Source organism: Halodesulfovibrio aestuarii DSM 17919 = ATCC 29578 (assembly GCF_000384815.1).
In the GTDB taxonomy this organism is placed as follows: Bacteria; Desulfobacterota; Desulfovibrionia; order Desulfovibrionales; family Desulfovibrionaceae; genus Halodesulfovibrio; species Halodesulfovibrio aestuarii.
Genome location: NZ_ARQF01000021.1, coordinates 51,292 through 66,242 on the forward strand (window position 1 = coordinate 51,292; position 14,951 = coordinate 66,242).

Here is a 14,951-nt window from a genome sequence, read left to right on the forward strand (position 1 = left end):
TACGTGCATAAGTTTACGTTTTGTTTGTAGTAAGGGACTCAAATAGCAAAACAGTTTTGTTTTGTACAAGGGAGAAATAGATAATGAATTTTGTCACGATCTAAAGCTAATAATAACAGTATGTTATTTGCATTGTGTTTTGGGGTGCAGCATTATTTTGAAAAGATTGTACCGTTTATAGTACGAAATGGCGCGGAGTCGGGGATTTATTTTTTGAGTTGTAGGCTCGACTAGTCGCAGTCAAGAGAACCAACAAAATACAAAAAAAGGCATCGCAATTGCTACTCGTGGAATAAATGTAGACAGACTATCTTGCAGCTTTCAAAAAGGAAAAAAGGCGTTGCACGTATTTTCCGGAGAGGACTTCAGGAATGGTGAACATGAGTACTGTATGGTCTGGCAGGGTGCCTGTCAGGTTTAAGTAGACCTGTGATGATAGATGTTCGAGCGGTGTATGGAGAATATCTTCCCATGTCTTTGCCTCTAACTCCGGAGTAATGCCGGAGAGACGACAGCGTAGAGGCCGGTATTCATACAGAAGGCACGTGCCGTTTTGTAGAAGTGGGCAGCGTATGGCTGTCTTGTACAGACAGAACGTGCCGGAAAGCCCTTCGGCATTTTCTTTTTCGTATCGTACGGCATCAGCGGCGTGTTTGATGATATCGGTACGGACAGTACTTGCAATGGAGGTGTTAAGATGTGTTGCGAGTGCCAGTGATTCTATAAGCGTGAGAGGCACACATGTGTAACAACACGTATTGTCCAATTTGCCGCACACCGAGTCTGCATGATGCAACTGTAGTTGATCATCAATGGTTTCTTGCAGATGATGGTAGTCTGCTAAAAAAGGCGCAAGTGATTCAGCGGTATCCTCACCAAACTCAAGAGTAGGTGTTTTTACTTTAAGCGGGGCATTTTGTGCTCCATATTTTCGTATGGTACGCCACTGCTTAAAATTCGTTGGTTCAGCCCGCAGTTTGTTCAGCATTTTTGCTGCACGTTTGTGTCCTAACCCTCTGCGAAGAAGGTAGGCATTAAATACCGTTCCCGTACGCCCGATTCCGTGTCTGCAATGAATGTAAGCATGTTTGCCAAGGAACAATTGCTCATCAAGCCAATCGAGGGCTTTGTCGAGTTGTTCCAGTTCCGGTGCTTCTTCGTCTTCAATAGGAAGAAAATAGACCTCAAATCCAGCGTCTTCTTCCAGTCCGGGCAAATCTTTCATTTCTGCGCACAGGTTAAGAATACAGGATATTTTTTGTTCTTTGATTGCTGCAAAATGTCGTTTTGTGCTGGGCGCAGGGCCAAGCGCAAGACGTGAGGAAACCCAGTGCACCGGAAAAGTTGAATGATCGGACGCACTGGGAGGCGCCGTATACGTGACGGCTTGCAGCATGCAGGAGGCGATGTGCGAAGCGCTGGAACGTATGCGAGCAAAAATCGGGCGCGGGTCAATCAATAGGTAAGGCTCCCTAAGTCACGTGTAAATTCTTTTTCAAGGGAATCAAGGTCACTTGTCTCTTCAAGACGCATGTCGAGCATACGGGTTTTGGCAAGAAGCAAACCGAGCAAGGCAAGACGCTGCTGAATGATATGCTCTTCTTCCATTCCGTGACGCGCGTTGAGCATGTCCCCTTTGCGTTCAATGGAAAAGTTGTTCTTTGAAAGAATACGCTCAATAAAATCTAACCGTAAGGTACGCTGATGAGATTTGCCACCACCACCCATAAATCGGAAGCGGATATAGTTCTGCCTGTCTTTGTCACCGCACATGCAATCCACGACTGAAAAGTGGTAGCCGAAGCGCATCATCGCATGCATGTATTTGTCCGAAATAATAGCGTAGCTTGCCAGCAGCGGGGAGTCTTTTGATATGATTCCTGCGCTGACTTTGTCAAAGTGTTCCCAGTCAAAGTGCGGGAGTGCGTCATGCCATGTGACCAGTTCAGAAGAAAGACCGAACCAGAATGCCCACATAGGAACGGATGCAATGTCGCTTTGTTCTACTTCCTTTTTGCCGGCGGCTGAATGGAAGAGCCCCTTATCAAGGTTCAGTACATACATACTGAGCGGCAGATGTGTTTGAAGTTTGCGCGAGCCGGAAAGTCCCCTGCTGGATTTGTCTACAAGAGAGAACATTTCCTCTACGCCTTTTTCATGCACGAACCGTACAAGATCATGGAGAGACTTACAGTATTCCGGGGCAAACGACTCAGACTCTGGATCGAGCAACGTCAACCGTGCAATGCGTGGCAGAACTTTGCCAAGGCGAGGGATGACTCCTTGTTGGGGTGCTTCGTTTTCTTGATTGCATTCCGGAAGGATGCCGTCGAAGACAGAGCCTGTAGTACCATCTACTGTTACAAGCTGGTCGTTGGTATACCGTGAACATGCATCTGCGACACCACAAAGTACTGGGACGTTAAATTCGCGCGCAACGGAGGCAAAATGGCTCGCAGCACTGCCGCGCTCTGCGATCACACCGTTCAGTCGATGGATAACCCGGGTCAGTACCGGCCCCAGTCCCCGTGTCACAAGAATTGTTCCGTGCGGCAGTTCTGTAATGTCCTGACAGTTTGCGACAACGCGCACTTTTCCGCTGGCAATTCCCATTGAGGCACATTCATGGTTAGTATCAAGTGCGCGTAAATCGTGCGCTGGGCACTCAGTCGGTTGTGTTCGTCTGCTCTGCGGTATCGGTCTGCTTTGTACAATAAAAATTCTGCTGCGGTGGTCTACAACCCATTCAACATCCTGCGGTTCTCCAAAAAAAGCTTCTAGCTGCTGCGCCTGTGCGGCAATGCGTTTGAGTGTAGGTGTAGGCACAACACTGTGCGACGGTTTCTCCATAATGCGTGGCTTGGCTGCCTTGCTGATGAAGGTTGTCTGGGCTGTGATAGAGCCGGAAACTAACTTTTCGCCAATACCCGAAGTTGCATATACTGCAATTGCAGGTTCATTCAAATGAGCTGCATGTTCAGCAGGTGCGGTTGAGTAGGCAACGCCGGAGCATACAGCATCTACCATTGGCATAATAAGAACCGCCATCGATGTTTCTGTGTCGGCAAGACCGTTCATAATACGGTACGCAATAGCACGGGGAGTGTACTTGGAAGCTACAACTTCTTTCCATGCCTGAATAATATTGGCTGGTGCCACATCAAGGATGGATGAATATTGTCCGGCAAAGGAGGCTACTCCGTCTTCTGCAACGGCACTGGAACGTACAGCAAGTTTGACGCCGTTTTTACCAAGTTCGAGAGCAGCAATTTCAATCTCATTGGCAATAGGGTCAGGCATATCTGCCTGTAGAATAAGCTCCTGCATTTCATATGCAAGTTCATCCAGTGTAACGGCATCTGTAAGGGAAATGACACTCAGGCGCTTATCCAGTTCTTCCCGCAGGTCGTTCGCCTCTATAAAATAGTGGTACGCATGGGCAGAGATAACGCGTGCTGGAAGAAGGTTGATGTCTCTTTCGAAGCTGATGCGTGCAAGGTTTGCCGCCTTGCCACCTGCAGCTTCGAGCATTTTGGTTGCTTCGGGGAGGGTGAAAACAAACGGTGGCTCAATCCGTGGATTTTCTACACTTACTCCCATGCGAACATAGAAGTTGAGTTTTGTCGCGTAGTCTTGCAAGTCCATGTATTTCACAGGACTCATAATCTGTAGTTGTTCGATAAGGCTACGGATATCGCGTCCGAGTTCTTCAGTTAGCCATACCACGCGTGTCCAGTCTGCTTGCTCGCGACCATAGTGGATTTCTTCCAGATCAGCTATGTGCTCCAGACAGCGTTCGTCGAGTTTAAGGAGTTCTTTGAAGGCATTGTATTTTGTGCGCAAAAGTGTGCCCGGAGCAAATGCCCGGAATGTCCAGTGCTTAAACAGCTCTGTGATAAACATAATCCCTCTGAACTCTGTGTAAGTTAAAAATCAAGCCGAGATATAGGAGTAAGGGCACAACTATACGTACAGTGTGCCGGAAATATTTGATTAGAGAACGGGCAAAGTTGAAAAACTCTGTAGAGATAATAAGAGCTGTTCAAGGCATGATGGAGCTGGTTGGGAGCATCCAGAATGTTTGCCCGTTCTACAGAACGTACCCACGTTGCTTATACAATTGCAGCGAGTACTTCCTGTACTTTATTTTCCAGTTCCTCTTTATCAATTGGCTTTACACAGTATTCGTTAGCACCAAGTTTGAGAGATTCACGAGCGGTTTCCAACGTTGGATACCCTGTAAGCATGATGACCTGTGTTTCGGGTGAGCGTGCTTTGAGCTCTGCCAGAACTTCTACTCCGGTCATTTTGCGTAGCTTAATGTCTAGAATTGCGAGGTCTGGTGTATCATTCTGGGCAAAGGTCAGGGCTTCATCTTCGTCGGTAAAAACCTGAACGGAATGTCCCTTGCGCTCTAAAATTCGCTTGATAAGAATGCCTGCGTCGATAACATCATCAAGCACCATGATTTTTGCCATAGCTATTTCCTTGTATCATAAGGTAAGCGTAGGCAGCAGGGTGTTTCCTGCTGCTCAAACTGAATTCCGACGCGCTATGACGATCGCACAAATACACAGTCCGTTGACAGCATATCTTGAATAGCGTGGTCTACGCGTTGCATGTTTCAGCTATATTATTCGTATCCAATTTCATCTAATGGGAGAACAACTTTAAAGGTTGTTCCCGGTCCCCAGTTTTCTGTGCGGGTAGCACCATCTTCCAATAATTGTTTAGGAGCCGGACTGATAGCAAAAATTCGTCCGCCATGATCCTTAATAATGCCAAATGATACAGAAAGACCTAGTCCCGTTCCTTTTCCCACAGGCTTTGTGCTGAAGAATGGGTCAAAAATAGAGTCGATGTCATTTGTTGCTATGCCTGAACCGGAATCCGTAAACCATGCAGAGATGGTTCCTTTATTAATATCCAGTTCTGTGCGGATATTGATCACACCGTTATGTCCTATTGCTTCAATAGCATTAGACATAAGGTTCATCCAGACCTGTTTTAATTGCTCAGGATTTCCGTAAATAATAGGAAGTCTGTCGTCCAGATGCGGAATAATTTTTACATTATCAAGCTTAAAAGCATGCCGTACAAGTTGAACAACTTCCATGATGGAGTTGTTGAAGCACATTTCTTTCTTTTCACTTTTTGTCTGGCGTGAAAAATTAAGCAGGTCTGCGACAATCTTACGGCAGAACTTAGCTTGTTTTTCAACTATGACCAAATCTTTATGTACCTGCTCGTCTTCAGGAAAATCTTCCTGCAAAAGCTGTGAGTATCCGAGGATAATCCCGAGAGGCGTATTAATTTCGTGAGCAACACCGCCTGCAAGTTTGCCAATAGATTCAAGTTTTTGTGAATGTATGAGTTGGTTCTGGTAGTCTTTTACATTGGTAATGTCGCGGGCTGTACCGAGTACCCCGATGGATTCTTTATGTTCATCATGAACAGGTACTTTTAATACGTTAAACCACTTACGGGAACCGTCTTCCAGAACGATGCGCACCTCGCGGTTAACGGGCTTGCTAGTGCTGATTATCTGCTGTGTTTCTTGAAGAGTATTGGCAGTATTCAGGAGCGATTGAATTTCATACTCTTTTTTGCCAACAATTTTTTCTTTGGGTTTCTTTACAAATGATGCAAATGCCTGATTGACGGAAATGTATGTGCCGTTCTTGTCTATTAAGGACAACTGATCAGGACTGGATTCAAAGATTGTCCGTAAAATCTCCTGCTGCTGGGTCAAATCGTTTTTTGCTTCTTCCAGTTCTGCAATGTGGCCTCGCAATGAAAGAGACATAACGTCAAACGTTTCTGCAAGCTCATGAATTTCGTCACCGGAATTTTTAGCAAAAACAGGGCACTCTTCGCAGTTGTTCAAATCCCGTGCAGACTTGTTACTGCAGTAGTTAGTGCACAGCGTTTCACCAAATTGCCAGCATCTTTGCTCAGTGTTTCCGTACGCAGGGCAGTCCTCTTGGTCGCACTTGTAGATTTCCCAGCAGTTTCTGTTGAGACCGGATGTCTGATTAAGCTTTAGCTCTCCACGTACAATGCTTTCGGCATATTGTCCGAGCATACCGAGCCGGTAAGTAATCTTGTGAGCGAACTGTGTTGAGATGGCAAGGCTGATGATAAGGGTGATGCCGGTAACAATAGAGATGGTGAAAATGAGTCCATTAACTACGCTTTGCACCTGACTTCTGGATAGCCCCAGACGTGCCTGCCCGATAACGAGTCCACCTGCTGTTACTGGTACTGCAAAGTCATAAAATTTATCAGAACCTGTATCGACAAGTTTGATGGAGGGCTTTGCATCATCGGTAATGACGTTGGCGTGTTTTAAATCAATCGGAAAACCGTTTGTGAACGTGTGGGCCAGAATTTGGCTATTGCTGTTTATGAGAAATGCATACGCAACATCTTTATCGACAGTGCGCAGTTCATCCACCATTTCCTTCATCTGTAAAAGATCGCCGGAAAGCATGGAGCTGGTTGTCCGTAGCGCAATGTTATCTGCCAGAACTTGTCCGCGCCGTTTAGTTTCGTGAACGAGCGAGTTTGCTGCGATCTGGGTAACCACAACAGCAAGCATAAGTGAAAGGGAAATGATGATTATACTCATTCCCGCGTTAAGTTTAGTACGAAAACGCATCCTGCTTAATCTATTTAGCATGGGTCACCCGCTGCGCTGGTAGTAAAGGTATGGACGGAAATGTTGATGTGATTTTGTCAGCTTCAACTTTCTGAATAAGAGTACGAACAGCATCATAGTCGGAATCTGTGGCCGGAATGATACCGCTTGTACGTGCGTTTGTAAGAATTGCGGCTTCTGTAGGGTTGTCCATGGATAGCTTGAACATAGCCTCAGCAATCTTTGAAACAATCTCTTTATCCATGCCTCTTCTGGCAGAATATACCCACCCCGGGTATTCTGGAGTCACTGCCAGTACACGAATGTCCTGCAAGTTTATTTTATCTTTTACGGTGTCGAGTGCGCCTTCACGAACAGAAGCAACATCACATTTTCCGGCGTAGACCGCGAGTGCGGCTTTTTCCTGTTTGCCACCGGGGCCGGGGGCAAATGCAATTTCACTGAAGTCATGGGCGTGTATGCCGTGATCTAAAAAGTATCCAAGCGCATAAAGATAGCCCCCAGCAGAGTGAGGATCTACCGCCATCCAGCGTTTTCCGATTACGTCTTTAAGTGTTTGAATAGCTTTGTTCTGTGCGTGTACAATAATTTGACCGCGGAATGTGGGACGCCCGTCCGGTTCCTTTATGCGCGCAAACGCGGTTGAGCCCATCTGAGCTAGCTGGACGTAGACAACGGGGTTAGAGAACGAAATATCAATTTCACCACTCTGCACCATGCGGACATGCTCTGCGAAAGTGTCAGGAAAGACCTGACGCATGGGCAATCCTGTTTCTTTTGTAAGGTATTGGATGAGTGGATTGTGACGGGCGTAAGAAACTTCGTGTGAATATTGAGGTAAATAAGCGTAGGTTATTGCAGGTTCCGGAACTGGAACTTTAACAGATTCCCGTTTTGAAAAATCGACTTTGACAACGGGTACGTCTTCACCACACCCTTGTAATAATACGGAGGTGCAGACTAGGAATGCTAAAAAAAATACACGCAACGATTGATGTTTCAAGTGACAACCCCATAACAGAACAGAACTCTATTCGTTTTTTGATAAGGATGGTTATCCTGCTGTCGCGGTGTCTTCTTGTGGTTGTTGCATTGCTTCAGTCACCGGAGCAGATGTGTTAAGCTCGTCCCATGATTTGATTTGGTTGATAAGCTCAGCATCTTCTTCGCGCATAGCTTCGATATTGCGAAGGAAAGGAATATATTTACGTGTCTTATACAATGTATAACGTAAAGCAATATAGCTGGTAAGAAGCACAAATGCATATCCCAAAGACACCGTGGTAGAAGATATAAAATCTGTACTTAGGTTTGTAAGGCTGAACTTGTCAAAGTCAACAGAGAGCATAGGAAAGCTCACAATGTCAACACCGGTGAAGCGGGTCTGCATCCAGCCAAGAGCAAAAGGAACTGGCCATAAGGAAACCGCGAAAAAAGCGGCTTGCGCGAAGAATACTTTACCGAAGTATTCGTTTGCCCAAGTATTGGCGGCCTTAAAGTTAGCTTTGTCTTTTTGCTTGATGGCTTCAATAGAGAGGTTGTGCATGCGTACCATCTTCGCGTTGAGCTTTGCATAGTAGGCTCTGTTAACATGATAAATGAAGATGGAAGAAATTTCTCCTGCAAAAACGCACCAGAGACCTAACACGATAGAACCCATCCAAACTGCCATCTCCGGATTACTGATCCAGCGGTAGGGGGCAATAAAGAAGGGATCGAGTGCGAAAAAAATACTCTGCATATCCATGCGTTACCTCTCAAAAAAAAAATGTATCAATCTGCAATAGTGCAGATTGTTGTTTATGTCAGGGATGGAGCATAGTTGCTCCATCCCTGAAAGATGCTGTGTGCGTGGGCTAGAATGGAGGGAGAAGGCTCATTCCAAGGAAGCCTTTAGATGCGTAACGGATACCAACGTAGAAGGCGAGGAAGATGAAGAGGCGTTTGAGCCATACTTCCGGGATGTACTTGGAGGTACGTGGGCCGATAAAGGAACCTACGAGTACACCAAGGAGTTCTACGCCGATGAGAGGCCAGAATACTGGGGTGTCTTTAACTACCATGTAAGTGAAGATAGAGGTGGTCATACCGACGAGTACTGCCAGTGCAGAAGTACCAGCAACGAGGTACATAGGAAGACCGGCAACACTTGTAAGGAATGGTACCAGAAGGAAGCCGCCGCCTACACCGAGGAAGGAAGCAAGACCAGCGATAACAAAACCGCCACATACAGGTACGAGTGGGTTAAAGGAGAATTCAACACCGTAGAAGGTGAATACGCATTTGGTTGGAGAGAAAGAAACTACTTTTACACCAAGTGCGGAAGTATCTACAGCAGAGCCGGAGCGTTCTTCTTTAATAGTGGATTCAAAAGCGCGTGCTGCTTCTTTAGCCTGTTTTTTGTTAGCCTGACCACGCGGGGTGGTTTCGTAAAGAAGGTAGCAGCCCAAGAAGAGTACGAAGAGGCCGAAGTAGCCGATGTACGCTTTAAGGGAGATCTGGCCTGCAGTGAGCCAAGGAATAAGGTAAGAACCTAAAATGGAGCCGGTTGCGAGGGAAAGACCCAACGGCAGTACAAGGCGACCCATTTTGTAGTAGTTGAAAGAAGACATGCCGGCTGAAGTACCAACAAGCCACTGGTTAGAAACACGGATGGAGTCTGTTACCAGTTTGTTGAGAACAGGAGACTGTTTTTTAAAGCTGGATGCGTAGTTACCGAATCCGAAGATGGTAATATGACCAACACCAGCCATGATGCCGCCGAATGCGCCAACAGTGGAGAAAATCCAACCAACCCAGATCGCCCATAAGAAGCCGATCACGAGGTTAACAGATGGTGCGCCCGGAATGCCTAAGAAGCCGGTAGCAGCAGAATTATTGATTTCGCCAATGCCAGTACCTTTTGGGGTAGCGTTAATTGCATCAGAAAGACGGTCAGCCAGTGCTGGCTGAGAAAAAACAAGCAGAATAGCTGCGGCGAGTAGGGTAAGGCTTACCCAGTTACGTCTGTTGGAAAACACGTGTACCTCCTCACGTAAATTGCGTTCCATAGGAGGAGCGGTATGTGCGTACCGCTCCGGTATATGACAAAAGATTATTTAGATTTCTTGAAGATGATGAGTGGACAGTTTTTGCATACGTCCTGACCAGGGAAGCCGTCGCCAGGTTTGGTGATGGAAGAACTGCCAAGCTCTTCGATACGTTCGAGAAGACGCTCGTATGTCGCGATCATCTTTTCGCCCGGAATCATAACGTTGATTTCACCGCGTTCTGTTTTACCTGCGTTGTAGCTACCGGAGCATGCAGGAACCATGTTGAATTCATTAGCAACATGAGAGAATACGGAGCCACCACATGCAGAAGAGTTCATGGTAATTGCAGGGCGGAGCGGATGAGTATCTGTAGCTGCCATGTAATCAACAGCAAGGTGGTATGCCTGCATGTTATCTACATAGAAATGAACAACGTCTGGAGTCTCAGTTGCGTTGGCAAGCGGCATAACAGCCATACCAACCATACCTTCAGGCATCTGGGACTTTGTTTCTACAAAACGCTTTGCCTGTTCAGGATTGCGAGTGTATTTTGCGTGGCTTTTTACTTCTGCTTCATCAAGACCTTTCCAGCCGAAGCTGTAATGAGCATTGGAGCAGGAGAGCATTTCTTTAGTGGCGTATACATTCTGGCCTTTCATGCGTGCTGCAATTTCCCACTGACAGAAAGTCATTGGCTTAACCGGCACATGTACTTCGTTTTCTTCGAGGTACTTGTCTGCTTCTGCCTGATCGTAGAAATATTTAATTGCGATCGGGTAGTGGTAAAGGCGCATTTCGCGCATCAAAGTTGCTTGCATTTCTTTAAAATCTACGGACATGATTCTTCTCCCGTTTTTTTATGTGAAGATCCAGTCAGTTCACCAAATGTTGGTGTACGAGCTCATTGCTTTCTGAAGCTGGAATTATCAATGAGGCATATAGCCAGCAATAAAAACTGAAATAAAGAATTAAGTCACATTAATTCACAAGCAAAGTGCTTATTTTGGGAGTATTACGGTAAAACTTTGTGAATTAAATCACAAATAAATATAAAATTAACATTAAATCAGATAATTAGATTGTATTATTGATATATGAATATATGTTTATAGGAATGCTTTTGAGGTGTTTTTCCACGTAAAGTGCATGCTAACTTTTGTACAAGGAGTCTGGGTTGTTCGCTTTTTCGTAGCAGTGCAATCCCCCCAATACAGTTCCTCATTTGCTGTTTTATCTATATTAATAGGGGGATTAAGTCTGACGCGTGAGGCAAATTATTTTTTGGGTACCTTGGTTAATGGCGTTGACGGGCCACTCGGAGGCCGTTTGCTTTGGGAGCCTTCCGGTGGATAGTCAAGGCTGTCTCTAAGTTCTGCCAGCCGTTCTTCGGCAAAATCAGGGAAAGGCAATTGATCCTTTGAGCGCCACTCTTGAACTTCGGCTTCAGCTTGTTGGCCTTGTTCTTTGTTAATGCCTTCGTCACGACAGGTATAGATAGTTTGTGAAGGGAAGGCGAAGCCGCTACCGGATTCATTTATGATGTCTTCTATGCGCAACAGAATATCTTCTTGAATAGCAAGAAATGTGTTCTGGTCCTGACAGTAAAAGTAAGCGAATATAAGAATGTCTTTGGAAAACGCACCGTAACCGGTAAACCGGACGCGGGCAGGGTCAGGTGAAATCATTGGGTGGCTTAAGAGCAGTTCACGCAGCTTGACTAGCACCCAGCGCATTTGTTCTGGTGTAGTTTCGTAACGTAATTGAAGAACTGTCTTGAACAATCGTTGGTCGCGTAATTGAAAATTATCTAAATGCATTTCAGAGAAGTCTGCATTTGGTACAGTAATAACTGTTCGCTCCAAAGAACGGATGCGTGTCGAAATTAACCCGATGTGTTCTACCGTACCAAGTTGATCACCATAACGACAGAAATCACCTACTTTGACCGGTTTATTAAAAAGCAGAATCAGACTGCCTATGATGTTTGCAAAAGTCTGTTTAGCAGCCAACGCAACAGCCAGACCTCCAACACCGAATCCAGCCAGCAGCGGGAGCATATCAATACCAAGTCGCTGACCTCCTTTTATAATAATCATGGCACCGATCAGAGCACCGACGACTCGTGACCCTAGCCTGAGTATGGTTGCATTGATACTCTGAGGGGGAATTTGCGGTGAGGAGATTATTGTTTCCGCTATAGCTTTGCAGAAGGCAAAGGCTGCCCAAGCGGAAACTATGATCATGAGTGACTTGCCACCGCCAAAGACGACAGTAAGAACATCACCTGTAAGGTTGATATCTTCATCCAAAAAAACAACAAACACGTGTATGGTGATCATTATTATGATGGGAACCAAAAGGCGCAGCCAGTTCTTGAGCGGTTTTTCTTTTGATTTTGCAGGCAGCCAGATGAATTTGAAGGAAGTATAGGTTACAAAAAATATTATTGTCAGGCAGAGCGCTAAGGCTACCCACTGCCAAAGAGTCTGCTCTCCATAAAGTTTTTTAAATGACTCTGGCAGACTGCTGATTATGCCGCTCAGGAAATGAGCCTGAGGGACCAGAATGCCGGGTGTTGATATGTAGAATTTGTAAAACCCCTTACTTTGCTTGGAGGGCAGATAGTCTTCGGGAGATGCTCCTGCAAGATAGTTCGGACGGTATGGATGATTCTTGATCTGTGCATAGAAGTCCTTAAGGCGAGCCACAGTCTCTGCGCTAAAAAGAAATTGCCCTTGTTTTGCACCTTCGCTAATTTCTACAATTTCAATTTCGGTATTCGGAAATCGCCAGTGATACTGGTATGCTTTTCCAGAACTTTCTTTATGCAAGGCTAGTTGTGCTGCCACCATAACAGCATCAGGGATGAAATCTTCCGGTGGAAGCGGCATGCGGTCGATTATCTCTTTTAGTAATAATACTGATTCAATCCCGACGTCCTTACGGTGCTCTTCAGGAACTTTACGCAAATCTAATGTGGCAATGGCTCGTTCAAAAAGATCTTCCGCCGCCTCCTGCGCCTTGAGAATCTCTTTTTTTGACATTGAAGAATGCGATGATCTGACCTGCATTATGGTGTTGAAGGCGCGGTTAACACTGCTCAGGAAGCCGTCTAACGTTGCTCGAGGACTTGACGTGTCAACGGGGCGTAAGCGGAAGCGTGCTCGTCTTTCAAAGCTGTACGCCGTGTTCTTGCCGTTGATGATCTCTTCATAGATACCTGCGGTTGCATTGGTTTTGTAAGGAGCTTCCTTTATTCTTTTGTAATATTGGTCAAGGTGTTGAACTGTATCTGCAGAGAAGAGGAATTCACCTTCTTGTGGTCCGTTTTCAATCCGGACTATTTTTATTTTCGTGTCAGGAATTGTCCATCGCGTGATGTCTTTTTTTGAAACTTCTGTGGTGTCAGGTATCATGTCGTATGGGGGAAGGTCGAGACGGTCGAGGATTTCCTTTAGCATTATGATGCGTTCAATTTGAACCGCTGTTGCCGAGTCATTAGGCGTAGTGGAAAAATCCAGTGTGTCGACGGCGCGGCGGAATGCCCGGTATGTTTCCGCACGATCTGTTTTTTCTCTCCAGCCTTTGATAGCCGTGTTCATGTTGTCTATAAAACTATGCAGAGTGGCCCTAGGGCTTGAGGTGTTCGGTGGGGATAGCGGGTGATTGTTTGCCTTTACTGCAGTGGCCAGGGGCAGTGGCAATCCAATAAAGAGACTTAGAAGGAAAAAATATTGAAGTGCGTTCAGTATTCTGGACGTAGGCCTGTCAGTTACTAGCATCATCCACTCCGTTTACTTGTAGGGAACAACCATCGCATTGATGGGCACATTGATGGGCAAATGAACCTATCGAAAGAAGTGACTATAGCACGTTGGTGAGTAAAGTGCATCGCTTCGGGCGGAGAGGGAGGAACTAATATTTACTGTGTTTTGTTTTGTTATACTAATAATTTCAATTTGTTGTGTTGTGTTACTCCTGATTTTGATATGAATTTTTTATAGTTTTATTTTCTTCTGTACTCCGTATCTCCAGTGGATTATCCGCCCGCTGTTCAGGAAGATTCGTCCGGCTTGCTCCCTTCTTTAGATACGCTGTCAGAACGAAACGGTATCACTATCTCAAAACTGCTCCCTGTACGTTCAGAACTATTAACAGAGATTTCCCAACCATGTTCTTCTACGATTTTCCTGACCGTACAAAGCCCCATTCCCACTCCATCAGAACGAGAAGAAAAAAAGGGATCAAAAATATAGCTTATAATCTCTGGGCTTATCCCTATGCCATTATCCTCAATTTTTAGTATACACCCCTCGTTAAGAGGAGTCGCAGTAATTGCTATGCGACAATCTTCTTTTCTGAACATAACAGCATTCACCAGCAACTCTTGCAACATGCGGACAATGAGATTTTTATCTGCCTTAATCATCAGGGCGGCAACATCCACATTCATTGTTGCAACGTCTGCAAAAACGATATCCTTGGAAGCAAGCTTCTTTTCCGTTGCAGTATATGCTTCATCTACAACCGTTTTCAACAACACATCCTCTTTGACTCCACGCGAGAGTGAAGCGAAGTCGGAAACAGACGATACCAGTGCTTCCAGTCGGGAAGCCTCTATTCGAATGGTATCCAGATGAGGGACAATATCTTCACCGGCCACAAGTTCCCTGACCGCAATATGCACAAATCCCGCAATACTCATGGTTCTGTTACGAATTTGATGTGCAATAGACATTGCAAGTTGTAGTAGGCGCTTACGATTTGTCTCTATTGTCTTTAAATCTCGAAAAGAACGTAATGCAGTGGTAACAGTGACAAACAGCTTTTGGGCTGTCAGTTCTGTTTTTTGCTTGTAGTCATTAATGTCAAGTTCAGAAATAACTTTATTTTCAGGAGCTTGTCCTGGTTGCCCTGTGCGCAAGATAATACGGGTAAAAGGATTATTTAAATCCTCACGGATACGTTTGGCGACATCTAAACCGGCATGGTTATCTTCCATTACGACGTCTAAAAGTACTACGGCAATATCTTTAGTATCCCGCAACAATTCTAGAGACTCCTTGCCGCTATAGGCACTGATCAAATCAAGTTTACGTCCCTCAAAGGTAAAATCATTAAGAACCAGACGGGTAACGGTATGAACTTCTTCCTCATCATCAACAATAAGGATTCGCCACCGTTGCGGTTCTTTAGTCGCTGGTTCAAGATCTTCTTCATCAGCAAATAATAGATCTTCATCGACTACCACAGGCCAC

General features: G+C 45.4%; 10 protein-coding genes. All 10 read right to left on the reverse strand.

The genetic code is table 11. The features are described from left to right. Window positions 1–307 precede the first annotated feature (307 nt). Window positions 308–1,459: a phosphatase domain-containing putative toxin gene (locus F461_RS0110930; protein ID WP_020001200.1), complete on the reverse strand. Its 1,152-nt coding sequence runs from the start codon at window positions 1,457–1,459 to the stop codon at window positions 308–310. Beyond that, a complete protein-coding gene (locus tag F461_RS0110935) occupies window positions 1,456–3,903 on the reverse strand; it encodes a PEP/pyruvate-binding domain-containing protein (RefSeq protein ID WP_020001201.1) in 2,448 nt (815 codons plus the stop codon). Before F461_RS0110935 ends, F461_RS0110930 begins: the two co-directional genes overlap by 4 nt. A 209-nt stretch (window positions 3,904–4,112) precedes the next feature. Further along, window positions 4,113–4,478, reverse strand: coding sequence for a response regulator (locus tag F461_RS0110940; RefSeq protein ID WP_020001202.1), 366 nt, complete (start codon window positions 4,476–4,478; stop codon window positions 4,113–4,115). Window positions 4,479–4,633: 155 nt separating this feature from the next. After that, the gene (locus F461_RS0110945) at window positions 4,634–6,682 is read right to left on the reverse strand and encodes a two-component system sensor histidine kinase NtrB (RefSeq protein ID WP_020001203.1); all 2,049 of its coding nucleotides are present in this window, start codon (window positions 6,680–6,682) and stop codon (window positions 4,634–4,636) included. Beyond that, window positions 6,672–7,664 carry a phosphate/phosphite/phosphonate ABC transporter substrate-binding protein gene (locus F461_RS0110950; RefSeq protein WP_020001204.1) on the reverse strand — a complete coding sequence of 331 codons (993 nt, stop codon included), beginning with the start codon at window positions 7,662–7,664 and terminating at the stop codon, window positions 6,672–6,674. The genes F461_RS0110945 and F461_RS0110950 overlap by 11 nt, the downstream gene beginning before the upstream one ends. A 51-nt stretch (window positions 7,665–7,715) precedes the next feature. Further along, window positions 7,716–8,408 carry a hypothetical protein gene (locus tag F461_RS18705; RefSeq protein WP_020001205.1) on the reverse strand — a complete coding sequence of 231 codons (693 nt, stop codon included), beginning with the start codon at window positions 8,406–8,408 and terminating at the stop codon, window positions 7,716–7,718. A 109-nt stretch (window positions 8,409–8,517) separates the two neighbouring features. After that, window positions 8,518–9,681 carry a sulfite exporter TauE/SafE family protein gene (locus tag F461_RS0110960; protein ID WP_020001206.1) on the reverse strand — a complete coding sequence of 388 codons (1,164 nt, stop codon included), beginning with the start codon at window positions 9,679–9,681 and terminating at the stop codon, window positions 8,518–8,520. Between the two features lie 74 nt (window positions 9,682–9,755). After that, window positions 9,756–10,532 (reverse strand): DUF169 domain-containing protein, encoded by a 777-nt coding sequence (locus tag F461_RS0110965; RefSeq protein ID WP_020001207.1) that lies wholly within the window; start codon window positions 10,530–10,532, stop codon window positions 9,756–9,758. 435 nt (window positions 10,533–10,967) lie between these two features. Continuing rightward, the gene (locus F461_RS18710; protein ID WP_020001208.1) at window positions 10,968–13,295 is read right to left on the reverse strand and encodes a mechanosensitive ion channel family protein; all 2,328 of its coding nucleotides are present in this window, start codon (window positions 13,293–13,295) and stop codon (window positions 10,968–10,970) included. Between the two features lie 452 nt (window positions 13,296–13,747). Continuing rightward, entirely contained in the window at window positions 13,748–14,944 is a 1,197-nt protein-coding gene (locus tag F461_RS0110975) for a sensor histidine kinase (RefSeq protein ID WP_020001209.1), read from the reverse strand. Window positions 14,945–14,951 lie beyond the last annotated feature (7 nt).